At 63.8% G+C, this 23241-nt stretch carries 21 protein-coding genes and 1 tRNA gene; 17 read left to right on the forward strand and 5 right to left on the reverse strand.

Going from position 1 to position 23241, the window contains the following annotated elements; translation table 11 throughout:
* The first annotated feature begins 29 nt into the window (after positions 1-29).
* Positions 30-2219, forward strand: a complete 2190-nt coding sequence (locus ABDZ98_RS04565) for a transglycosylase domain-containing protein (protein ID WP_160589253.1) — start codon at positions 30-32, stop codon at positions 2217-2219.
* A gap of 147 nt (positions 2220-2366) precedes the next feature.
* Here the strand turns inward: ABDZ98_RS04565 and ABDZ98_RS04570 are convergent, their stop codons facing one another.
* The 3 genes from ABDZ98_RS04570 to hflK all read right to left on the reverse strand — a co-directional run bounded on the left by ABDZ98_RS04570 (position 2367) and on the right by hflK (position 6065).
* Positions 2367-3893: a Do family serine endopeptidase gene (locus ABDZ98_RS04570; RefSeq protein WP_160589254.1), complete on the reverse strand. Its 1527-nt coding sequence runs from the start codon at positions 3891-3893 to the stop codon at positions 2367-2369.
* A 170-nt stretch (positions 3894-4063) separates the two neighbouring features.
* Positions 4064-4900, reverse strand: coding sequence for a protease modulator HflC (hflC, locus tag ABDZ98_RS04575; protein WP_160589255.1), 837 nt, complete (start codon positions 4898-4900; stop codon positions 4064-4066).
* Between the two features lies 1 nt (position 4901).
* Complete coding sequence (gene hflK / locus ABDZ98_RS04580; RefSeq protein WP_160589256.1) at positions 4902-6065, reverse strand: protease modulator HflK; 1164 nt, start codon at positions 6063-6065, stop codon at positions 4902-4904.
* Positions 6066-6217: 152 nt separating this feature from the next.
* Between hflK and ABDZ98_RS04585 the strand changes: the two genes are divergently transcribed.
* The 4 genes from ABDZ98_RS04585 (at position 6218) to ABDZ98_RS04600 (ending at position 11239) form a co-directional block, all read left to right on the forward strand.
* Positions 6218-7186 (forward strand): Mrp/NBP35 family ATP-binding protein, encoded by a 969-nt coding sequence (locus tag ABDZ98_RS04585; RefSeq protein WP_160589257.1) that lies wholly within the window; start codon positions 6218-6220, stop codon positions 7184-7186.
* A gap of 75 nt (positions 7187-7261) precedes the next feature.
* On the forward strand, positions 7262-9550 hold the full coding sequence (locus tag ABDZ98_RS04590; RefSeq protein WP_160589258.1) for a molybdopterin cofactor-binding domain-containing protein: 2289 nt from the start codon (positions 7262-7264) through the stop codon (positions 9548-9550).
* A 47-nt stretch (positions 9551-9597) separates the two neighbouring features.
* A complete protein-coding gene (gene hemH / locus ABDZ98_RS04595; protein ID WP_160589259.1) occupies positions 9598-10620 on the forward strand; it encodes a ferrochelatase in 1023 nt (340 codons plus the stop codon).
* Between the two features lie 25 nt (positions 10621-10645).
* Positions 10646-11239: a hypothetical protein gene (locus tag ABDZ98_RS04600; RefSeq protein ID WP_160589260.1), complete on the forward strand. Its 594-nt coding sequence runs from the start codon at positions 10646-10648 to the stop codon at positions 11237-11239.
* A 3-nt stretch (positions 11240-11242) separates the two neighbouring features.
* Here the strand turns inward: ABDZ98_RS04600 and ABDZ98_RS04605 are convergent, their stop codons facing one another.
* A complete protein-coding gene (locus ABDZ98_RS04605; protein ID WP_160589261.1) occupies positions 11243-11401 on the reverse strand; it encodes a DUF1674 domain-containing protein in 159 nt (52 codons plus the stop codon).
* Positions 11402-11457: 56 nt separating this feature from the next.
* On the opposite strand from ABDZ98_RS04605, the gene ABDZ98_RS04610 reads away from it, so the two are divergent.
* Positions 11458-12717: an RsmB/NOP family class I SAM-dependent RNA methyltransferase gene (locus tag ABDZ98_RS04610; RefSeq protein WP_160589262.1), complete on the forward strand. Its 1260-nt coding sequence runs from the start codon at positions 11458-11460 to the stop codon at positions 12715-12717.
* On the opposite strand, the gene msrA is transcribed toward ABDZ98_RS04610, so the two are convergent.
* Entirely contained in the window at positions 12714-13247 is a 534-nt protein-coding gene (gene msrA / locus ABDZ98_RS04615; protein ID WP_160589263.1) for a peptide-methionine (S)-S-oxide reductase MsrA, read from the reverse strand. The two genes, ABDZ98_RS04610 and msrA, sit on opposite strands and share 4 nt — an antisense overlap.
* A 102-nt stretch (positions 13248-13349) precedes the next feature.
* On the opposite strand from msrA, the gene ABDZ98_RS04620 reads away from it, so the two are divergent.
* The 11 genes from ABDZ98_RS04620 (at position 13350) to ABDZ98_RS04670 (ending at position 23241) form a co-directional block, all read left to right on the forward strand.
* Positions 13350-14300 (forward strand): class I SAM-dependent methyltransferase, encoded by a 951-nt coding sequence (locus tag ABDZ98_RS04620; protein WP_160589264.1) that lies wholly within the window; start codon positions 13350-13352, stop codon positions 14298-14300.
* 36 nt (positions 14301-14336) lie between these two features.
* Positions 14337-15200, forward strand: coding sequence for an N-carbamoylputrescine amidase (gene aguB, locus ABDZ98_RS04625; RefSeq protein ID WP_160589265.1), 864 nt, complete (start codon positions 14337-14339; stop codon positions 15198-15200).
* Positions 15197-15694 carry a 2-amino-4-hydroxy-6-hydroxymethyldihydropteridine diphosphokinase gene (folK, locus tag ABDZ98_RS04630; protein WP_160589266.1) on the forward strand — a complete coding sequence of 166 codons (498 nt, stop codon included), beginning with the start codon at positions 15197-15199 and terminating at the stop codon, positions 15692-15694. Before aguB ends, folK begins: the two co-directional genes overlap by 4 nt.
* A 14-nt stretch (positions 15695-15708) precedes the next feature.
* Positions 15709-15784, forward strand: a tRNA-Lys gene (locus ABDZ98_RS04635).
* A gap of 177 nt (positions 15785-15961) precedes the next feature.
* Positions 15962-16561, forward strand: a complete 600-nt coding sequence (locus ABDZ98_RS04640) for a TetR/AcrR family transcriptional regulator (protein ID WP_160589267.1) — start codon at positions 15962-15964, stop codon at positions 16559-16561.
* 110 nt (positions 16562-16671) lie between these two features.
* Positions 16672-18261 carry an FAD-binding oxidoreductase gene (locus tag ABDZ98_RS04645; RefSeq protein ID WP_160589268.1) on the forward strand — a complete coding sequence of 530 codons (1590 nt, stop codon included), beginning with the start codon at positions 16672-16674 and terminating at the stop codon, positions 18259-18261.
* Positions 18258-18704 carry a c-type cytochrome gene (locus ABDZ98_RS04650; RefSeq protein WP_160589269.1) on the forward strand — a complete coding sequence of 149 codons (447 nt, stop codon included), beginning with the start codon at positions 18258-18260 and terminating at the stop codon, positions 18702-18704. Before ABDZ98_RS04645 ends, ABDZ98_RS04650 begins: the two co-directional genes overlap by 4 nt.
* Positions 18701-19102 carry a hypothetical protein gene (locus ABDZ98_RS04655; RefSeq protein WP_160589270.1) on the forward strand — a complete coding sequence of 134 codons (402 nt, stop codon included), beginning with the start codon at positions 18701-18703 and terminating at the stop codon, positions 19100-19102. Before ABDZ98_RS04650 ends, ABDZ98_RS04655 begins: the two co-directional genes overlap by 4 nt.
* Positions 19099-20712: an FAD-binding oxidoreductase gene (locus ABDZ98_RS04660; RefSeq protein WP_160589271.1), complete on the forward strand. Its 1614-nt coding sequence runs from the start codon at positions 19099-19101 to the stop codon at positions 20710-20712. The genes ABDZ98_RS04655 and ABDZ98_RS04660 overlap by 4 nt, the downstream gene beginning before the upstream one ends.
* Positions 20709-21125, forward strand: coding sequence for a c-type cytochrome (locus ABDZ98_RS04665; protein ID WP_202385882.1), 417 nt, complete (start codon positions 20709-20711; stop codon positions 21123-21125). Before ABDZ98_RS04660 ends, ABDZ98_RS04665 begins: the two co-directional genes overlap by 4 nt.
* A 286-nt stretch (positions 21126-21411) precedes the next feature.
* Complete coding sequence (locus ABDZ98_RS04670; protein ID WP_160589272.1) at positions 21412-23241, forward strand: DUF3604 domain-containing protein; 1830 nt, start codon at positions 21412-21414, stop codon at positions 23239-23241.

Below are 23241 nucleotides of genomic sequence, written 5' to 3' on the forward strand. Positions count from 1 at the left end.
GCGTCCGGTTACAAGGTAGTTTGGGCCAGATGGCAGGGAAGCGGGGCTCGCGCTCCAAATCATCGCGAAGCAGGAAGCAGGCTCCCCGGCTGACCGGGAAAGCGCGCGTGTGGGCATGGGTCAGGCGGCTGAGCATGTGGGGCGGCGCGCTGGCGCTGCTGGGCGCAATTGCGCTGGGCACGTCGGTCTTCTTCGCCGCGCGCGGCATGCCGTCCTTTGCCTCGCTGATGAGCAGCCAGAACGGCCAGACCATCATCGTGCGCGCACGCGATGGGTCGGAAATCGTCGCCCTCGGCCCGTCCTACGGCGAATGGCTGCATGACGAGGAAATCCCCGAGATCATGAAGATCGCGATGGTCTCGGTCGAAGATCGCCGCTTCTATTCCCATTTCGGCATCGATCCGCTGGGCCTGGCCCGCGCCGTGTTCAACGCCATGCAGCAGGATCGGCGGGTCAGCGCCACTTCCACCATCACCCAACAGCTGGCGCGCAACGTCTTCCTCAATTCCAACCGCACGTGGGACCGCAAGCTGCGCGAAGCGGTGCTGGCGATGGCGCTGGAATGGAAATTCTCGAAGGAGCAGATCCTCGAGCTGTATCTCAACAAGGTCTATTTCGGCGGCGGCGCCTATGGCGTAGATTCGGCCAGCCGCAAGTTCTTCAGCCATTCCGCGCGGGAGCTTTCCACCGCAGAGGCTGCGATCATCGCCGGGCTGGTGAAGGCGCCCAGCCGCTATTCCCCCACCGCTGATGTGCAGGCCGCAGTCGGCCGCGCCAATGTGGTGCTGGACCAGATGCGCAAATATGGCGGACTGGATGAGCGGGACCTTGCTGCGGTTGACGTGTCCGCAGTCAATCTGCGCGAGGAAGCGGGCCAGAACTCGATCCGCTATTTCACCGATTACGTATTGCCCCAGCTCGATGTGCTGCTGACCAATGACAGCTTTGAGCCGATTGAGGTGTGGACCACCATCGATGTGGGCATGCAGGCGGCGGCCACCAGTGCCATTCAGGCCAATGTGCCCGGCGGCGCGCAGGGTGCGCTGGTCAGCCTTGACCGCGACGGGGCGATTCTGGCGATGGTTGGCGGCACCGATTACATCTCCAGCAATTACAACCGGGCCACCACCGCGGTGCGCCAGCCCGGATCGGCGTGGAAGCTGTTCGTCTATCTGACTGCGCTGGAAGCGGGCTATACTCCCAGTTCGGGCGTGCACGATGTGCCGGTAACGATTGACGGGTGGAGCCCGCGCAATTCCTCCGGGCGCTTCTCCGGCGATATCGATGTGCGCACCGCCTTTGCCTATTCGGTCAACACGGTGGCGGCGCAGCTGGGCAATGAAGTGGGCTTTTCCAATGTTGCCAGCATGGCCCGGCGCTTTGGCATAACTACCCCGATTTCCACCTTCCCGGCGATGGTGCTGGGATCGTCCGAAGTGCGTGTGATTGACATGACCCGGGCGTTCGCCGCCGTTGCCGCGCGCGGCCAGTCGGTTGAGCCCTATGGCATTATCCGCGTGACCAATGCTGACGGGGAGGAGCTGTACAAGCACGAACAGACGCGCAGTTTCACGCTGGTGCCCGATTATGTGGCTGCCGGCATCACCGACCTGCTGCAGACCGCGGTCAACACCGGCACCGGCCGCGCCGCGCAGATCGGCCGTCCCGTGGCCGGCAAGACCGGAACCACCAGTGACAACAAGGATGGCTGGTTCGTCGGCTTTTCCAGCGGCATCACCACCGGCGTGTGGATGGGCCGCGATGACAATGCCGCCGTTCCCGGCCTGCAAGGCGGCACCGCGCCCGCGCGCGCCTTTGCCTCTTACATGCGCTATGCCGTGCGCGACCGGCCGGAGGAGGAGTTCGACACCGACCTGCAATTGCCCGAATGGCAGCTGGAGCCTGATGACGAGTTCTATTTCGGCGAACCGGGTGACTATTATTACATCGACGAGCAGGGCAATCTGATCGAACCGGGGCGTCCCAGCGGCGCGGGCGATCAGGAGATGTTTGACGTCGACGGGGAACGTCAGGGCACCCGGCAGGGCAGTTCTGTCGCTCCGGGCTCCTCGGTTCAGGATATGGGTCTGCCCGATCCGCCACAGGCGGCGAGCGACGATTTCCTGGAGCGGGCCACCGGCGGCACCTTGCCCAGTGGCCAGAACCGGAGGCAGGGCCAGTCAGGCGTGACCGTGCAGAGGGGCGGCGATCCGCCCTGATGCAAACCTGCTGCATTGGCAGCAGCGCGTGAGACAGGAACATCAAACATGAAAAGGCCGCCCTGTGAGGGGCGGCCTTTTCATTGTCGGGGCTTCACTGAAAAGGGAGCGGGGCTAACCGTGCGCCCTTGCCAGTGTATCAGTTTGTCAGTCTTCGGCGTTGAGCCTTACCGGGATCGATTGTTCCGGCCCGTTGCGCAGGCGCACCCGCAGCAGGATCGCCGCGCGTCCTTCGGAACGGGCAGCCTGGATCTTCGCTTCCAGGTCGGCCGGGCTGGTCACCGCGGCATAATCGGCAGAGCTGATGATCACGCCGCGCTGCAGGCCTTTGCGGCCAGCATCGGCATTGGGATCGACGGCGGTCACGACCACGCCGGTCTGATCGCCATCAACGCCAAGCTGACGGGCAATCTGCGGCGTGATTTCGATCACCTGCAAGCCCAGTGCTTCCTCGATCAGGCCGCTGCTCTTGCCGGGGGTGAGGTCCTGCTGGCTCTCATCATCGGGGTTGAACCGCTGGGCGTTGATCTCGTCCTCGCTGGGGCGGCGGCCCACGGTGACCGTGGTCGTGCGGCGCTGGCCATCGCGGATATATTGCACGGGTACACGTGCACCGGGTGCAACGCGCGCGATCAGGAAGGACAGCGAACGGTCACGGGTGACGTCCTGCCCGTTGACAGAGACCACCACGTCACCGGCCTTCAGGCCTGCGTTTTCGGCGGCTTCGCCCGGCTGCACGGACTGGATGAATTCACCGCTGTTTTCCGGAATGCCCAGAGCCTCGGCGAAGTCTTCGTCAACCGGCTGGATCTGTACGCCCAGATATCCGCGCTGGATTTCCTCGCCGTTGATCAGTTGCTGCACGATCGGGGCGGCATCTTCTGCCGGGATCGCCAGACCAATGCCCACGCTGCCGCCAGATGGTGACAGGATGGCATTGTTGATGCCGATCACATTGCCCCGCATGTCGAACAGCGGACCACCCGAATTGCCACGGTTGATGCTGGCATCGGTCTGGATATAGCGGTCGAACGCGCCGCGGCTGCCGGTGGAACGATAGACGGCGGAAACAATGCCGCTGGTCACCGTGCCATCCAGGCCAAACGGGTTGCCGATGGCCAGCACCCAGTCGCCCACGCGGGCCTGGGCGGAATCGCCGAAGCGCACGAAGGGGAATGGTTCCGGGCGGCTGATCTTGAGCACGGCCAGATCGCTCTGTGCATCGGTGCCCACGACTTCGGCGGTATATTCCACGCCATCGGGAAGGGTGACGGTCACCTCCTCCAGCTGCGCCTGTGTTCCGGGCGGGCTGATCACGTGGTTATTGGTGACCACATAGCCATCGGCGCTGACCAGAAAGCCCGAACCCAGCGACTGCGCTTCACGCGTGGTGGGGCCGCCGGGATTGCCGAACAATTCGCCAAAGGGCGTGCCCTGGAAGGGGTTGGTGCTTTCCACCGTAATGCGCTGGCGGGTGGAGATATTGACCACCGCCGGCATCAGCACTTCGGTGAGATCGGCAAAGCTGGCCGGGGCACCTGCCACCGGCACGGCATTTTCGATTCGGATACGCTCATTCTGGGCCACCTGGGCTCCAGCCGGAAAACCGGTAGCGAGGCTGAGTGTTGCTCCACCGAGCAACAGAGCCGCGGTGATGCCGTAAGAATATCGCACTGACTTCACGTCCTTTTGATCCTCTTGGTTGTTTCTCGCCTGCCTCTTTGCATCAGCAGGAAATTGATTCTGTCCCTTTTGGCACATTCAGCGCATTGCTGCTGAACGGCCATTGAACGACAAGTGTAGTCGAAGGCAAAAACGTCTGGCCAACCAGCTGTCCCTGCCCGTTAACGTTGCCCGCGGAACTGGCGCAGATATTCATTGTCTCCGTCCATGATGATGGAGCTTTCGCCTTCGCCGGTTTCGAACGTCCGGCGATAGGACTGCATCGCACGGTAGAAGTCATAGAAATCGGGGTCGCGGCCATAGGCGTCGGCATAGATGCGTGCGGCATTGGCCTGCGCTTCGGCGCGGATGATCTGCGCATCCCTGGCGCCCTGCGCGCGGATCGTCGCCGCCTCTTCCGCACGGTCGGTTTCCATGCGGGTGAAGGCTGCATCGAGCGGACGGCCCTCGGGCAGGTCGGCGCGCTTGATCCGCACGTCGAGAACCTGCGCACCATATTGCCGGGCCTGGCGGTCCAGCGCGTCGCGGATATTGGCCATCGCCGTGCCACGCTCTGCATTGATCAGCGAGGCGAAGGGGCGGCGGCCAAGTTCCTGGCGCAGCACCGATGTCAGGATCGGCGAGAGCTGGATACGCAGCTGCTCCTCGGTCCCGGCGCTTTGCACCATGGCCACCGGATCGATGATGCGGAAGCGGGCATAGGCATCCACCTGCAAGCGCTGCTGATCGTTGGACAGCACCTGCTGGCGCTCCATATCCAGATCGAGCACGCGCCGGTCAACGAACTGCACCCGCTCCAGGATCGGCAGGCGCCATGATACGCCGGCGTCGGTCTGGCCAAAGGTCTTGGTCGGATCGAAGCGGTTGATCACGCGCACCGGTTCACCCGTGCGGATCACCACCGCCTGATGCGTTTCGGGCACGATCACCATGGTGCTGAGCGCGGCGATGACCGCCACGACTGCCGCGATGATGGTCAGCTTGTGATTTTCCCACATGTTACTGACCCCCCGTTGCAGGCGGTGTGGCAGCCGCTTCTCTGGTCCGGCGGCGCAATTCGGGCAGCGGCAGATATGGCGTCACGCCATCGGCCTCCACAATCGTCTTGTCGGTTCCTGACAGCACGCTTTCCATTGTCTCGTAATAAAGGCGGCGGCGCGTCACTTCGGGCGCCAGTCGGTACTGGTCATAGATCTGGATGAATTCCTCGGCGTCGCCCTGTGCACGGTTGAGCCATTGCTGCGCATCGGCGCGCGCGCGGTTCATCGCCGCATCGGCATCCTGCTGGGCCGAGGACACGTCCTTGAACGCCTCTTCCACCCGCGCTGGCGGATCGGTCTTGTTGATTTCGATACCCTGCACGGCAATGCCGGAGCGATAGGCATCGAGGATCGCCTGCATGTTGGAGAGCACCTGCTGTTCAATCTCGGCACGGCCGGCACCGGTCAGCACCGTGTCCAGCTCATGCTCTGCCACGGCGGCGCGCATGGTGGCCTCTGCCACTTCGCGCATCGTGTCATTGGGATCGGCCAGCTGATAGCGATAGAGCGACAGGTCCTTGATGTTCCAGCGAATGAGATAGGACAGGTCGACCAGATTCTGGTCCGACGTCAGGATCAGCTTTTCATTGGTGTCGCCGGGAATTTCCTCGGACCGGATCTGGCTTACATTCTCGATATCGACCATCTGGATCGGCCACGGCATGGTGGCGTTTGTGCCCGGGTCCAGCGTGTCGCTGAACTTGCCGCCGAACCAGGTGACAACACCCTGTTCGCGCGGCTGCACGAAGTGAATGCTGGATACGCCAATCCACACCAGCACGATGGCTGCGATGGCGAGCGGGAACCAGCTCTTGCCGCCGGGGCGCTGCGGGATGCGGAAACCGGGTCCCCCAGAGCCACCTCCACGACGCGGACCTTCCGGGCCGCGATTGCGGAACAGGTCTTCTATCGATGCAGAACGACGCGGACGGTCGGGCGTGTCGCCATCACCCGATCCACCGCCGGGCAGCCAGGGATTGCGCGGGCCGCGCGGAGCATCGTCCCCGCCGCCGCCTGGCTCTCCACCAATGCCGCCGCCATTGCTGCCATCACCACTGCCGCTTTGGCCATTGCCATCATCGCCGCTACCCGGCTTGCCCCAGGGGCTGCGCTTGCCAGCCATCGCCAATGCGATCCTCTCGAATAACCCGCCCGATCTTTCCATAGTCCCTTCTATAGGCAGCAAATCGGCAAAAAACAGGGTTCGCGGAAAATTCGCATGGCTGAGCGCAATTTTCGCTGCGCCCGGCGCGTTCTGCCGCTAGCAGGGGCGCCATGAGCAACACTGACACAATCACCAAAGCCATTCCCGCCCAGATCGCCCCCATGATCCGCTCGGTCAAATTCACCGACGGCGTGGCCACGATCATCGCCGATGCCGGAGGGCTGGGCCGTTCCGCCGCCGCCCATCTGCAAAAGGAACTGGAGGCCGCCGTGGGCGCTGTCGAAGGCGTATCCGAAGTGCGCGTGGCGTTGATGGCGGACAAGGTGAAGCGCCGCATCATCGCCGTGGGATCGGGCAAGGGCGGGGTGGGCAAGTCCACGCTGACCGCCAATCTTGCCGTCGCGCTGGCGCGGCTGGGGCGCAAGGTCGGCGTCGTCGATGCCGATATCTATGGCCCCAGCCAGGTCATGCTGCTCGATCCCGCACGCCAGCGGCCCAAGGCCGAAGGCAACACGCTGATTCCGGTGGAGAGCGAATTTGGCGTGAAGCTGCTGTCGATGGCGCAGCTGGTCGAAGGCGGAAAGGCGATTGCCTGGCGCGGTCCGATGGTCGGTCAGGCGCTGACACAGATGATGGAAGCGGACTGGGGCGATGCCGAACTGATCCTGGTCGACTTGCCGCCGGGCACGGGCGACGTGCAGCTGACCATGCTGCAGAAGTTCAAGCCGGCCGGCGCGGTGATCGTATCCACCCCGCAGGATCTGGCGCTGATCGATGCCGCCCGTGCGATGGATCTGTTCCGTCAGTCGGAGATTCCGGTAGTCGGTCTGGTGGAGAACATGGCCGGCTATATCTGCCCGCATTGCGGCGAGCTGTCCGATCCGTTCGGCGCAGGCGGTGCCGAAGTGGCGGCGCAGGCGATGGGGCATGATTTCCTTGGCCGCGTGCCACTGCACATGGCCATTCGCGTATCCAGCGACACTGGCCAGCCGCCCGCTGCCAATGATGGCGAACAGGGCAAGGCCTTTATCGAGATTGCCGCCAAGCTCGCCGCATGGCTGGACGCGAGCGCGGCTTGAAGGCAAGCTGCGCGCGAAGAGGATGCCAGCTCTATGAAGTCAGCCCAATGAAGTCAGCCCAATGAAGCGGAACCCGTGAAGCTTACCAGACGCTCTGTCATGGTTGGCTCTGCCATTGGCGGCGGCCTGCTGGTTGCATGGTCGCTGGTGCCGCGCAGCTATGACAGCCCGCTGGAACCTGCGCGCGGGGAAACGGCGTTCGATGCGTGGCTGAAAATTGCCGAGGACGGGGTCATCACCGTGGCCGTGCCGCAGCTGGAAATGGGCCAGGGCATCACCACGCTGCTGCCGCAGATCGTGGCGATGGAACTGGGGGCGGACTGGCGGCAGGTGGGCGTGGAGCCTGCCCCTGTCAGCGGGGCCTATGCCAATATGCCGCTGGCGGCGTACTGGTCCCCCCTGTGGCATCCTGCCATTCCTGCCCTGGCAGACGAGCCGGATGATTTCCTGCTGCGCCGCTGGGCAGAAGACAATCGCTTCACTGCCACCGCCGATGGCACATCGCTGGCCGCGTTCGAACTGTCCTGCCGCAAGGCCGCCGCTGCCGCGCGCGCCATGCTGCAAATGGCGGCGGCGGAGCGATGGGATGTCTCATGGGAAGAATGCGACACCAACGCCGGCTTCGTGATCCACGGCGAGGATCGCCTGTCCTTTGGCGAACTGGCGGCGGAAGCGGGTGAATTTTCCCCGCCCGATCCGCCGCCCCTGCGTAGCGAACCGCCAAGGGACGTGGCCATCGGATCTGCGCTGGCCGCTGGCGGCGATGATGACGCCGGGCGCGAGATTCCTTTCCCCCGCCTCGACCTGCCGTCCAAGGTCGATGGCTCCTATCTGTTTGCCGGGGACATCCGCCTGCCCGACATGGTCTATGCCGCCATCCGCCACGGTCCGCGCGATCAGGCGGAGCTGGTCGGCTATGACCTGGAAAAAGTGGCCGGCATGACCGAACTCGTCGGCGTCATTCGCGGCAAGAGATGGCTCGCCGCCGCGGCCAGCAACTGGTGGGCGGCGGAACAGGCGCTGGAAGCGATGGCCCCGCGCTTTGCTGCCGAGAATGTCGTCCGCACTGAACGGCTGGTGGCCGCGCTGGATGATGGCGTGCGGCGCGGCGCGGGCGTGCTGATTGCGCAAAGCGGCGCGGGTGACGAGGGGTATCGGCCCGATTTTGCCCTGCGCTATGATATCGAACCGGCGGTCCATGGCACGATTGAGACCACCTGCGTCACTGCGCGGCTGGCCGATGGCAAGCTGGAACTGTGGATGGCCAGCCAGGCACCCGAAGCCGCGCGCGCGGCGGCGGCCAAGGCGCTGGGCATATCGCGGGGCGATGTGGTGCTCTATCCGATGCCGGCCGGGGGCAGTTTCGACCGGCGGCTGGAGCATGAACAGGCGATAGAGGCGGCGCTGATTGCGCGGGAGATCGATCTGCCGGTGCAACTGGTCTGGTCGCGCGAAGAGGAACAGCTGGCGCTCAATCCGCGCCCGCCCGCAGCGGGCCTGCTGGGGGCGGAGATTTCCGCCGATGGCCGCATCACCGCCATGCGCCTGCGAATTGCCACGCCGCCTGCCGCGCAGGAATTCGGTCGCCGGCTGTTTGACAACCAGACCAGCTGGGCCGCGATAGAGGCGGTTGCCGGAATGGGCGATCCGATGGCGGTGGAAGGCGCGGTGCCGCCCTATGCTATCCCCGATCTGGCGGTCTATCACGTGCCGGTGACGCTGCCTTTGCCCAGCGGGCGGATGCGCGGCAATGCTCACGGCCTGACCTGCTTCATGATCGAAAGCTTCATCGATGAAGTGGCGCAGCGGCATGAGCAGGAGCCGATGTCCTACCGCATTTCCATGCTGGGCGGCGATCTGCGGCTGGCCGAATGCCTGCAACGCGCCGCGCGTCTGGCGCAGTGGGATGGCGGCGCGCGCGGGACCGGGCAGGGCATCGCCTGCCACCGGATTGATCGGCTGGGCAATGCCGGGCGCATCGCCGTGGTCGCCACCGCCACTGCCGGTGAAGGCGGCGTGCGCGTCAGCCGCATTGCCGCTGCTGTCGATATCGGCCGCGTGGTCAATCGCGACATTGCCCTGCAACAGATAGAAGGCGGCCTGATGTTCGGCCTCGCGCTGGCGCTGGGCAGTGCCACCGAATATGACGAAGGGCGCCCGGTGGCCAATCGCCTGTCCGCCCTGTCTCTGCCCACGCTGGAAGACACGCCTGAAATTTCGATCGACCTGGTGGAAAGCAATGGCGAGCCATTCGATCCGGGCGAGATTGGCGTTCCGGCCATCGCCCCGGCCATTGCCAATGCGCTTTTTTCGGCGACCGGCCTGCGCCTGCGCCGCCTGCCCCTGCTCTCCGGCGGGCTATAGCCGCAAGGCGGTAGTGCAAACATGGCGATTGGCGTTAAAGGCTGCGCATGACCTGGCAGAAACAACAGCTTCCCGCAGACCATCCCCCCGTCAAGAGCGGGCGCGTTGGCGTCCTGCTTGTCAATCTGGGCACGCCCGATGCGCCCACACCCGGCGCGGTGAAGCGCTATCTGGCGCAGTTCCTGTCCGATCCGCGCGTGATCGAAATTCCCAAACTGGTCTGGCAGCCGATCCTGCGCGGCATCATTCTCAACACAAGGCCCAAGAAGTCCGCCCATGCCTATAGCCAGGTGTGGACTGAAAAGGGCTCTCCCCTGGCGGCGATCACGGCAGAGCAGGCGGAGAAACTGCAGCCGCGCCTGGGTGATGGCGTGCAGGTGGAATGGGCCATGCGCTATGGCAATCCATCAATCCCGGACAGGCTGAAGGCGATGATGGCGGACGGGTGCGAGCGGATTTTGCTGGCTCCGCTCTATCCGCAATATTGCGCCGCCACCACCGCCACCGTGGTGGATGAGGCAGCCGATACGCTCAAAGCCATGCGCTGGCAGGCATCCTTGCGCACCTTGCCGCCCTATCATGATGAACCCGCCTATATCGATGCGCTGGCAAAGGATCTGGGCGCGCAACTGGATGCGCTGGCCTTCGCGCCCGAAGTGCTGCTGCTCAGCTTTCACGGCATGCCGGCGCGGACACTGGACCTTGGCGATCCCTATCACTGCCATTGCCGCAAGACCGCGCGCCTGCTGGAAGCGGCGCTGGCGCGGCCGCAATTGCGCGTGCTGACCACATTCCAGAGCCGCTTTGGCCGCGCCAAATGGCTGGAGCCGGCCACGGACACCACGCTGGAGGAAGAGGCCGCCCGGGGCACGCGGCGCCTCGCCATTGCCGCGCCGGGCTTCTCCGCCGATTGCCTTGAGACGCTGGAAGAACTGGCGATCCGGGGCAAGGAGCAGTTTACCGAGGCGGGCGGGGAGGAATTTGCCGCCCTTTCCTGCCTCAACGCTGGTGAGACCGGCATGGATATGCTTGAGGTGCTGATCAGGCGCGAACTGGCGGGCTGGATTTGAGGCATCTTGCCTCCCGGAATTATCCTTGAACGAATATCTCCTCCTCTTTGCAGTCGTTTTCGCGATCAATCTGATGCCCGCATTCGGACCGCCGACATGGTCGGTGATCGTGATGTTCGGCATCAGTTCGAACCTGCCCCTGGTGGGGCTGGTGCTGACAGGCGCTTTCGCTGCCGCGCTGGGGCGTTACCTGCTGGCGCATGGTTTCCGCCTGCTGGCAAATTATGTGTCGCAAAAGACCAAGGCCAATCTCGCTGCCGCGCGCGCGGCATTTGAACGCAGGAGTCATCGCGGCATTCTGGCGCTGGGCCTGTTCGCTCTCTCGCCCGTGCCATCGGCGCAATTGTTCGCCGCCATCGGCCTTGCCGGCGTGCGCATCTTCCCTTTCACGCTGGCGTTCTTTTCCGGGCGGCTGGTTTCCTATTCGATCTATGCCAGTTCGGCTGCCGTGATCGAGAAATACACGCTGAGCGATGCCTTCATGGACGGGCTCACCAGCCCGATCGGCATTGGCCTGCAGGTGTTGATGCTGGCAGGGCTGGTGGCCCTGGCGCGGGTGGACTGGGCGAAATATTTCGGCCCCCCGGAAGAGGCCCCCGAAACGCCAGCCAAGGATTAGCGATCAGAAATCGATCGCGATGCCGTCCTTCACCCAGTCGCCATAGCGGGTGGGGCTGAGCTCTTCGTCCACAACGGCCGCCTGCGGCTTGGGCGGCGGGTCATTGCTCCAGTGTGCAGGCTTTATGAAGCCTTCAGGGCGTTTTGTGGCGCGCTTGATCATGGGTGCAGACATGGGCGCACTGGCGCGGCGATGCAATGCCTCCTAAGGGCGGCATCATGAACCAGACCACCGATAGCCACGCCAAGAATCCTCCCGGACTGCCCGCCCGCCGCGCGGCGCTCAAATTGCTCGATGCCGTTTTGCGCCGGGGCGAGACGCTCGATCAGGCCGAAAGCTCCGCCACGCGCGGTGTGCATGAATTTGCCGATCGCGCGCTGGCCCGCGCCATTGCCGGCGACGTGCTGCGCTGGCTGGTCGATCTGGATGCGCTGATAGACAGCGCCACCCGCAACCGCCTGGCCGATGATGCCAAGCCGCGCATGGTGCTGCGCATGATGCTGGTGCAATGGCTCCGGCTGGATACGCCGCCCCATGCGGTTATCGCCACCGGCCTGCCGCTGCTGGCAGGTGGACCAAGACGACTGGCGCACGGGGTGTTCTCCACCCTCGCCCGGCGCGAGGTGAAGCTGCCCGACGTGCCGACCCTGCCAGAGGAAGTGGCGGCGCGCTGGGGCGAACATGCCGATGCCATCGCCGCCGCCATCGCCCAACCCCCGCCGCTGGACCTGACGCTGCGCGATCCTGCCGAGACCGACAAATGGGTGGCCGAGCTGGAAGGGGAAAGCCTTGCGCCCGGCCATGTGCGCATTGCGCGCGGAGCGGCGATTGCCAAGCTGCCCGGCTATGGCGAAGGTGCCTGGTGGGTGCAGGATCTGGCCGCAACATTGCCCGCCCGTCTGCTGGGTGCGGGCGAGGGACGCAGCGTGCTCGATCTGTGCGCGGCACCGGGTGGCAAGACGCTGCAACTGGCCGCCGCCGGCTGGAAAGTCACCGCGCTGGACAAGAGCGTCGGGCGGCTGGAAATCCTGCGCCAGAACCTGGAGCGGACCGGGCTGGAAGCGCAGGTTCTGTGCGCCGATGCGCTGGAATGGGAAGCGCCCGAACAGTTCGATGCCATCCTGCTCGATGCGCCGTGCACCGCCACCGGCACCTGCCGCCGCCATCCCGACGTGATCCACCGCATCGGCCTGCGCCAGCTGGAAGAAATGGTCGAGATTCAGGAAGCGCTGATCACCCGTGCAGCGGGCTGGCTCAAGCCGGGCGGGCGGCTGGTCTATGCCACCTGCTCGCTGGAGGAGGAGGAAGGCGAGGAGCATGCGGAGCGCATTGGTCTGGAACCCGATCCGATAACCGCCCAGGAACTGCCTGCGGGCCTTCAGCCCACGCCCGAAGGCTGGCTGCGCACGCACCCCGGCATGCTGGCGGACAAGGGCGGGATGGACGGTTTCTTCGTCGCCCGCTGGCGGATGGCCTAGGCCTTCACCTTATTGGCAAAGCTCTTGCGCAGCTTCATCAGCTTGGGCGGGATTACGGCGAGGCAGTAGGGATTGCGCTGGCCTTCGCCTGCCCAATATTCCTGGTGGTAATCCTCCGCCGGATACCACGTTGCCATCGCTTCGATGGTGGTGACGGCGGTGGCATCATGGCCTGCATTCCAGCGCGCGATGGCGGCTTCAGCCTCGGCGCGCTGATCGTCCGACAACGGGAAGATGGCGCTGCGATATTGCGTGCCCACGTCATTGCCCTGCCGGTTGAGCTGGCTGGGATCATGCGTGCCCATGAACATGTCATAGATCTCCGCGAGTGAGACCACGCCCGTATCGAAGGTCACCCGGATCGCTTCTGCATGGCCGGTGCTGCCCGAACAGACCTGCTTGTAGGTCGGATTGTCGACATGGCCGCCGATATAACCGCTCTCGGCGCTCTGGACGCCGATCACGTCCTTGAACACCGCTTCGGTGCACCAGAAACACCCGCCGGCAATGATTGCCTGTTCGCTCGCCATCAAACTCGTCTCCTTTGCTGACCCGCAAGATGGGGAGTCGAAACGAGCTTGTCATCCTCTGACGCCCCTCTAGGTATCAGACAAAGAAAATCTGGGAGAGTTATGATGCGTATTTCCGGCATTCTTGCCGCCGCCGCCACTGCGACCGCCACCGCCGCCCTGTGTCTGGCCGCTCCGGCATCGGCACAGGACAGAACGCGCGAAATCCTCGGCCGCGTGCTCGATTCCGTGCTGGGTCCGCAGCCGCAGGCGCAGCAGCCAGAGGCGCAGCCGGTGCCGCAGACCACCACGGTTGCCGTTCCGCAAATGCCGCAGGTGCTGGCGCATCCCCGCCGCAATGATGACCGCGTGCGCGATCAATATCGCCACCCGGCAGAAACGCTCGATTTCTTTGGCATCAGGCCCGGCATGACCGTGGTCGACTACATGCCTGCCACTGGCTGGTATTCGCGCATCCTGATCCCCTTCCTGGGGCAGCAGGGCACCTATATCGGCATGAACCCCGAACTCGACGCATCGCTGACCGGCTATTGGGACATGTACCGGAACGCGGCCACACGCATTCCCGCCGATGCCAGCCAATGGGTGGGCAATGAAGGCGCGCGGGTGGTCGGGGTCAACACCAATGATGACCTTGCCGCCTATGCGGGAAGCGCAGACCGGGTGCTGATCTTCCGCGAGATCCACAACATGCGCCGCTTTGGCTGGCTGCATGACAGCCTGGTGGCCGCGCGCACCCTGCTCAAGCCCGATGGCATGCTGGGCGTGGTGCAGCACCGCGCCGATCCCGATGCTCCGGCATCCTATGTGCTGGGCGACAATGGCTATCAGCGCGAGGAGGACGTTATCGCCCTGCTCAGCGCTTATGGTTTTGAGCTGGTGGGCCGCAGCGAGATCAACGCCAATGCGCTCGATCCGGCCAATTGGGAGGGCGGCGTATGGTCGCTTTCACCCAGCTTCGCCGGTGCCGCCGAAGGAAGCAGGGAACGCCGCCGCCGCGCCGCCATTGGCGAAAGCGACCGGATGACGCTGCTGTTTCGCAAGCGAGCCTGATTTACTTAGCCGGGGCAGGGCACTATCTGGCGCGGCATGACCACGCTAACCGTCTCTGCCCTGCAGCTTGCCCTTGGTTCCGCCGATGAGCGGGAAAACATCGATGCGGTCTCCGCCCTGGTGGAGGAGGCCGCACAGGCTGGCGCGCAGATAGCCCAGCCGCCGGAGCTGTTTTCAGGCCCCTATTTCTGCCGAGAGGAGAAGGACGAGTTCTTCGCCCTCGCACGCCCCACTGCCGAGCATCCCTCGGTCGTGGCAATGCGCAAGCTGGCGGCAAAGCTGAACATCGCCATCCCCACCAGCTTCTTTGAGCGGGACGGACATCACTATTACAACACGCTGGCAATGATCGGCGCCGATGGCGAGATCATGGGCACTTACCGCAAGAGCCACATTCCAGACGGGCCGGGATATGAGGAGAAGTTCTACTTCCGCCCCGGTAATGACGGTTTCAAGGTGTGGAACGTGGCAGGGGCCACCATCGGCATCGGTATCTGCTGGGACCAGTGGTATCCTGAAACCGCGCGCTGCCTGGCGCTGCAGGGCGCGCAGGTGCTGTTCTATCCCACCGCCATCGGATCTGAGCCCAAGGATGCCGACATGGACACCAGCCGCATGTGGCGGCGCGCCATGATCGGCCATGCGGTGTCCAATTGCATGCCGGTGATCGCCGCCAACCGGATCGGCCATGAAGGATCGCAGGAAGCGGGCAACAACTTCTATGGCCACAGCTTCATCTGTGACGAATGGGGTGACTATCTGGCCCAATTCGGCGCGGAGGAAACCGGCGTGCTGACAGCCACGCTCGATCTGGATGCTGCGCGCCGCCACCGCGCCAGCTGGGGCTTCTTCCGCGATCGCCGCCCGCAGCTCTATGGCCGGATTGGCGAGGACATTTGAACGCGTCTGTCTATCTCATCGCGCTCGGTTCCAACCAGCGCCATCCGCAGCTCGGCTCACCGCGAGAGGTGGTCTCGGCGACGATGGACTTCCTCGATGGCACGCTGGGCGAAGTGGTCGCCCGCTCGCCCATCATCGACAGCGCGCCTGTCGGACCATCGCTGCGCCTTTATGCCAATGCCGTGCTGGCGATGGAGAGCAGGCTCAGCCCAGATGAGATGCTCTATTCGCTCCAGCATGCAGAAGCGCAGCTGGGACGCGAACGGCGCGGCGCGCGCTGGCGGGCGCGGGTGATCGATCTGGACATCGTGCTGTGGAGCGGCGGGGTTGTGGCGCAAACGGACCTTGCCATTCCGCATCCGCTGTTCCGGGAACGGGATTTCGTGCTCGGCCCCGCCGCCGCGATTGCCCCGGACTGGCGCGACCCTGTCACCGGCCTGACGCTGCGCCAGCTATATGCACGCTTGACCCACCACCGACCCGTCCCTAGGTGACGCCCGCGTGGTAAGGGCCCTTAGCTCAGTCGGTAGAGCAACTGACTTTTAATCAGTAGGTCGCTGGTTCGAACCCAGCAGGGCTCACCACCTTTTTCCTTGAATTCGCTTCCAGGCCATTGCGCTGGATTTTCAGGGCTGGCCTGAAAGTCGGATCGGGCAGAATGGTTCGCTTTATGCGATGGGCCATCGTCGTCAGCGCCTGGGCCTTGTTCAAGCTCCGACAATCGACGATGACTGGCGGCGATCAGGATCGCTGGAAGGGAAATGGTGGCCGCCACACGCTCGAACACGCAGACCCGGCTGCTGGCTGCGGCCGAGAAGATTCTTGTCGAAAAGGGCCTGACGGGGCTGTCCGTTCGCAAGGTCGGGGAACAGGCGGGCGTCAATGCCACGCTCGTCACCTATCATTTCAAGAGCATCTCCAATCTGCTGGAGGAGCTTTGCCAGATCAATCTTGATCCGATCCTGGCCCGTTGGTCGCAAATTGGCGGCGCAGGGAATGCGTCGCAGGATTTCGATGACATTCTGGAAATCTGGCTTGAGGCCCTGCTTCTTCCTTCGGCCATTACCGCCGAGGGAAGGGCGCTTGTCGTTCTGGACGAGATTATTGCCCATGGGGAAGGCAGCCTGCGGCAATCCGTGCTGGAACCAATGGAACAGTTCAGCGAGCGGTTACGATCTGCTCTCGCGCCATTCTGCCCGCATTTGCATCAGGATGAATTGCGCGCACGTGTCCGTTTCATTTCAGGAGCCGCGCTCGGCCCGCCGCCGCGCGGCGATGGCTCCCCGCTTGCGGGAGTTGGCAACCCGCTGGACGATCTGGATTGCCTGCTGAACTTCGCGCGTGCCGCCCTTCGTGGATGAACGACAGAACGAAGCCGTCACCAACAAGCAGCGTCAATCACGGATTGCCAATGGCCCCATCTTGCATTTATACACTCGTATGAATCCCGGTTGGCGATAGGAATCCCTGCATGACGGTACCCCCTGGTTTGGGCGAAGCAGACTTTGCTGATGGGCTCGCTGAGATGCGCGATGCCGTGGGGACCGAATGGGTTTTCGATCAGCCGGCCGATCTCAACACATATCGCGATTTCTATTCGGTCCTGTGGGGCGAGCCGGAGGAGAAGCGGGCCTCTGCTGCGATAGCGCCTGCCAATGTCGAGCAAGTCCAGGCCGTGGTGCGCGTGGCCAGTGAACGCAATATTCCGCTCTACCCGATCTCGACCGGACGCAATCTGGGTTATGGCGGTTCCGCTCCCGTCCTGTCGGGCAGCGTGGTGCTCGATCTCAAGCGCATGGACCGGGTGCTGGACGTCAACGAGAACAATTGTTCCTGCCTTGTCGAGCCGGGCGTATCCTACTTCGACATGTACCGGCATTTGCAGGAAAGCGGATCGAAGCTGTGGCTCGACGTGCCCGATCCCGGCTGGGGCTCGCTGGTCGGCAATGCGCTGGATTCGGGCGGCGGCTACACGGCGGCGGGCTATCGCGGGCACTGGGAAGCGGTCTGCGGGATCGAGGCAGTGATGGCCGATGGGGAATTGCTGCGCACCGGCATGGGCGCGCTTCCCGGGTCGGAAACCTGGCAGCAATATCGCATGGGGATCGGCCCGTGCCTTGATGGACTGTTCCGCCAGTCATCGCTGGGCGTGGTCACAAAAATGGGTTTCTACCTGTTTCCCCAACCCGAAGCCTATCTTTCAGTTTCGGTCGATGTGTTCCGGTTCGAGGATCTGGAGCCGCTGGTGGAACTGCTCAATGAGCTGGAATACGGGCATGTCTTCAACGGCATGCCGGGTATCGGATCACCGGTTCTGGCGCAGGAAAACCCGATCGCCATGTCGATCGTGCCCGAAGCCGAAGTCATGAACGCCATGGTGCGCGAAACCGGCCTGCCTGCATGGCGTGGTTCGATCAACTTCTACGGCCCGGAGAAAGTCATCAGGGCGCAGTGGGACTATGTGCAGGAGCGCTTCGCCCATTTTGAAGGCGTGAAGTTTAACGAGACTCCCGTCGTCAAGCTACCGCTCAGCCCCGATGATATGGAGCGGATTCACAAACCGCGGTTCGGCATCCCCTCGCTGGAGATTTTTTCGGTCGGCAGCCGGGGTTACGGTGATTTCAACCCCAGCGACGGCCATATCTGGTTTTCCGCCGTCATCCCGCGCAGCGGCAAGGGCATTATCGACGCGAACCGCGTGATGCGCACCGAATGCGAGCGGCTGGGGCTGGACCTGTTCATGTTCGTGCCGTCTGTCACCTGCTGGTCGCGCAGCTTCGTGCTGTTTGCCGCTGTGCCGGTCTATAAAGACGCCGCAAGAAACCAGCATCTGCGCGACAGTGTGAAGGAAATCATCAGGATCTGCGCCACGCATGGCTGGGGCGAATATCGCTGCCCGCCCGCATTCATGGATGCGGCGATGGATGCTTACAGCTTCGGTGACCACAAGCTGCGCCGCGTCAACGAACAGATCAAGGATGCGCTCGATCCCCGCGGCATTCTCTCCGCCGGACGATATGGTGTATGGCCGCGTCATCTGCGCGATGGAGGCGGGGCATGAGATATCTTGCGCTTGCTTGCGCTGCTGCCGTCGCCGCGCTCGCGTTGAATGCGGCGCAGGCGCAGGGTGAAACCGCCCCGCGCACCGCCCCGCGCACCGGCCAGACCGCGCCCGAACTGCAGCGGGGGAAGGCCGTCTTTGCCCATTGGTGCGCGCCATGCCATGCCACTGGTGCAGGCCTTGCGGGCACCATGTCACTGGAGGCGAAATATGACGGAAGCGTTCCCGCCGCACTGGAAGATCGCACCGATCTGCAGCCTGCCGTGATCGGCTATTTCGTGCGCACGGGTGTTGCCTGGATGCCGCCGTTCCGTCCAACTGAAATCTCGGACGACGATCTCGCCGCCCTGTCGGCCTATCTCAGCGCGCCATTGGCAGATCGCGGTGCGCATGCACCGTTGCTGGCAGATGAGATGGTGCGCGCAAGGGGGAGTGAGCAATGATTTCTCGCCGTGAAGTGATCAAATGGGGAGCCGCCGCGCCAGCTTTCGCTGCCTGTTCGCACGCAGCGTTCGCCAGCGGAGTGCAGGGGTGCGACGCCTTCCTGCTCGATCAGAGATTTGCCGCACAAGTGCCGCAGAACCATTGGGGCATACCGGTCATGCGTTTTGACGGCGACGTGACCGGACACTGGTATCAGACCATTGATCCCGCATGGCGCCAACGCGGCTATGTGCTGGGCGGGATTACCGGCAGCGATGCCCTGTTCGTGCTCGAAACGCTGGCGCAGCAGCATGGTCGCCGTGTTGTCAGCCGTTCGCAAGTGGGCGCAGCCGATGCGCGCGGAATTGCTCCGGTCAGCTGGATCATCGCACCCGTCCATCCCAGTGTCGTGGCATGAGCGTGCTTCCCCCCGATCTGGACGAAGCCGGTTTCGCGACCTTCCTTGAACAGCTACGCGGCGCGGTTGGCGCTGACTGGGTGTGGTCAGGCGAGGCGGACATGTTCCCCTATCGCGACAGCTTCTCGCCGGTCTGGAACACTGGAGAGGAACGCCACGCCTCTGCTGCAGTCGCCCCGGCCGATGTCGAACAGGTCTCTGAAATCGTACGCATCGCGCGCCGCCACCGCGTGCCGCTGTTCCCGATCTCGACCGGCAAGAACTTTGGCTATGGCGGCCCATCGCCCAATGTGAACGGCTCCGTCGTGCTCGATCTCAAGCGCATGAACCGGGTGATCGAGATCAATGAAGCGCGCGCTTATGCTCTGGTCGAACCGGGCGTTTCCTATTTCGACCTGTACCGCGAGATACAGGAGCGCGGCCTTAAGCTGATGGTGGATTGCCCCGATCCCGGCTGGGGCTCGCCGATCGGCAATTCGCTGGAACGCGGGGTGGGCTACACCATGCCCCATTTCCGCGACCATTTCGGCGCGCATTGCGGGATGGAAGTCGTGCTGCCCGATGGTGAGGTGATGCGCACCGGCATGGGCGCTTTGCCAGGCAGCGATACCTGGCAGGAATATCCCTATGGCTTCGGGCCGGACCCGGCGGGGCTGTTTGCACAAGGGCCCTTTGGTGTCGTCACCAAGATGGGTTTCCGCCTGCTGCCATTGCCCGAATATTACCGCAGCGGAATGATCAGCGTGCCCCGGCGCGCCGATTTCGCCAAGCTGGTCGACCATGTGAACTACCTGTCCGATAGCGGGCTGATCGGCGAAGTGGAATTTGGTTCACCCTTGAGCGCGTTGATGGGCGATCCGCAATTCCTCGCGCTGGCGACCAAAACCGGCGGGCCTTCGAATGCCGAAATGGATGCCGCAGCCGAAGCGGCGGGCCTGCACAGCTGGCATGTTGAATTGCAGATCTTCGGGCCAGAGGCGACGACGCTTGCCAATTGGAATTATGCCAGTGACCGTATCCTGTCCGATATTCCGGGCGCGATTGCGATTGCCGGCGATCACTTCCCTTTGCCGGCGACCGACGACCAGCTCGACAATCAGACGCAGCCCTATCGCAGCAGCATCAAGCGCCGCCGTTCGTTGGGCGTGCCGAGCCTTGGCGCGTGGAAAATCGTGCGCGATGATGGCCATGTCGGCTTTTTCCCGGTGCTGCCGCGAACTGCCGAGGCGGTGTTCGAGATGCAGCGCGTGCTGGGCGATGCGATGAAGGAATTTCCGACCCTGCCGCCCTTCTTCAACGCCCTGACCATGCCGCTGTTCTGGCACACGCACACCTTCCAGATGGTGTTCGCGCCATCGATCAAGCATGATGATCCGGCGCACAATGCCATCACCCATGCCGCGATGAAGAAATGCGTGGCGGTGGCCGCCCAGCACGGCTGGGGCGATTACCGGGCAGCGCCCATCTATCAGGATGACGTGTCGGACACTTACGGTTTCAACAACCACATCCTGCGCCGTTTCCACGAGCAGCTGAAGGACGCGATCGACCCCGACGGGATCATCGCACCGGGCAGAGGCGGTGTGTGGCCAAGGAGGTTCCGATCATGAAAATCCTGCGCGGACCCGCGATTGTACTGGCTGCGTCTGCGGCGCTGTGCGGGATGGCCTGGGGCCAATCCTCCAACCAGCCGATCGTCCGCAATATCGAACGTCCCGACATGCCTGGCCGCGTGATCTTCGCGCGGCAATGTGCCCCTTGCCACGGCACCGCTCCGGGAGATGATGGCTCGCCCATGCTTCCGGGAACCGCTGCTTTGACGGCCAAATACGAAGGCCGCCTGCCCGGATTGCTGGAACTGCGCAGCGATCTTTCCGCTCCTGTCCTGAACCTGTTCGTGCGGCGCGGGAGCGGTGCGATGCCGATGTTCCGCAAGGCTGAATTGAGCGATGCGGATTTGGCGGCGATTGCGGACTATCTTGCCGCCACGGCACGCGAGAATGCGTCCCTGGCCGGACACTGACGCGATCAGATATTCTCTCCGCAAGCCTGACCCGGCGCGTGTCGCTGACGGTCGAAACACAGACCGGGACCTGTTGATGCAGGGTGAAAATGACAGCCGCAGGCGACTCTTGACGGCCTGCTGATTCCAGCGTTTAATCGGCAAATCGCTGGTTCGGACCCGCCGGGTTCACCACGTTTCTCTCCCTTGGCATTTGTCGGCAAATTGCCGATGGTGACGCACGTCACCGCTTTCGGGCACCTTGGGAGGGGAAAAGATGGCAGTTCGGACAATATCATCGCGGGCCATGGGACGGCTTTTGCCCGTGGCATTGGCCATTGCTGTGGCAGGGTGCGGGCAAGGCACCAATGGCACTGCGGGCGCAGATGCCGAAGCGCCCAGCCTGCTCAACACCGGCGAACGGCAAGTCTTCTTCGGCGATCTGCATCTGCACACGTCCTATTCGCTCGATGCTGCGGCAGCCAAGACCAACACCACGCCCGACGATGCCTATCTGTTCGCCAAGGGGGAGCAGGTGGATTACCTTGGCCGCATGCTCCAGCGGCATACTCCGCTCGATTTTCTGGCGGTGACCGATCATGCGGAGTATCTGGGCACGGTCAGGGCGGCGATGGCGGGCGAGATTCCGCTGCCGGGCGATCAGGACGAATGGGACCGCCTGTTCGCCCATGATGGCGGCGCCACCATGTTCGAACTGTTCGGTATGGCCGTTGCTGGACTATACGGGGAAAGCCGCGAGGGGCTGGTCGATCCGGCGCGCAGTTATGAGGCCTGGCAGGATACCATCGCCGCGGCGCAGCGGCACAATAATCCCGGCACATTCACCGCCTTCGTGGCCTTCGAATATTCGCCCACCTACCGGGCCAATGGCGCGCATCTGCACCGCAATGTGATTTTTCGCGGGCCGGATTATCCCGCCATGCCGTTCTCCGCGCTCGATTCGATGAACCACGAGGCCTTGTGGGCCTATGCCGAAACCAACCGGGCGCGCGGGATCGAGAGCCTGATGATCCCGCATAATGCCAATCTCAGCGATGGCCTCGCCTTCCCCTATAACGACACGTACGGCCAGCCGATGAGCGTGGACTATGCCGCGCGCCGTGCGGCCAATGAACCGCTGGTGGAAATCACCCAGATCAAGGGCACCAGCGAGACACGGCCCGAACTTTCTCCCGATGACGAATTCGCCGATTTCGAGATCATCAATTCCGATGGCGACCTGGCGGGGGCCTATGTCCGCACCGGCCTTGCGCGCGGCATGGAGCTGGCAGAGGCGCTGGGGGTGAACCCGTTCGAGCAGGGCTTTGTCGGCGCAACCGACTTCCATTCTGGCATTTCGAGCACCGAGGAGGACAATTACCCCGGCGCGCTGGGCCTGTCCGACGACCATGCCAATGCCGCTGCCATCCTGGGCGATGTCTCGCCCGTGATCGGCAGCCCGCTGGCCAATCTTTCGGCATCGGGACTGACCGGCGTCTGGGCGGAGGAGAACACGCGCGAGAGCCTGTTCGCAGCCTTCCAGCGGCGCGAGACATTCGCCACGTCCGGCCCGCGCATGCGGGTGCGGCTGTTTGCGGGATGGAGCGACCCTTCATCGTTTGCCGATAGTGCGGACTGGGCCACGCGCGCCTATCAGTGGGGCGTGCCGATGGGCGGCAACCTTGCCGCGCCGCCAGCAGGCAGCACCGGGCCGACGCTGATAGTGCAGGCCGCCAGGGACCCGGAATCGGGCAATCTGGACCGCATCCAGATCGTCAAGGTCTGGCGTGAGGACGGGCGCAGTCTCGAGCGTATCTACAACGTCGCCTGGTCGGGTGACCGTCTGCAAGGTGAGGATGGCCGGCTTCCGGCCGTGGGCAACACCGTGGACGCCGGCACCGCGACCTTCACCAACACAATCGGCACGGCGGAGCTGATCGGCAGCTGGACCGATCCCGATTTCGATCCGGGCCAGCGGGCATTCTATTATGCCCGTGTGCTGGAAATCCCCACGCCGCGCTGGGCCACCTATCTTTCCGTCGCCAGCGGGATCGCGCTGGCGCCAGAGACGAAGCCATGGCTGCAGGAACGCGCCTGGACATCGCCGGTCTATTACACGCCGGCATCGGGGGTATGA

Source organism: Alteraurantiacibacter aestuarii (assembly GCF_039523595.1).
Classification (GTDB): domain Bacteria; phylum Pseudomonadota; class Alphaproteobacteria; order Sphingomonadales; family Sphingomonadaceae; genus Alteraurantiacibacter; species Alteraurantiacibacter aestuarii.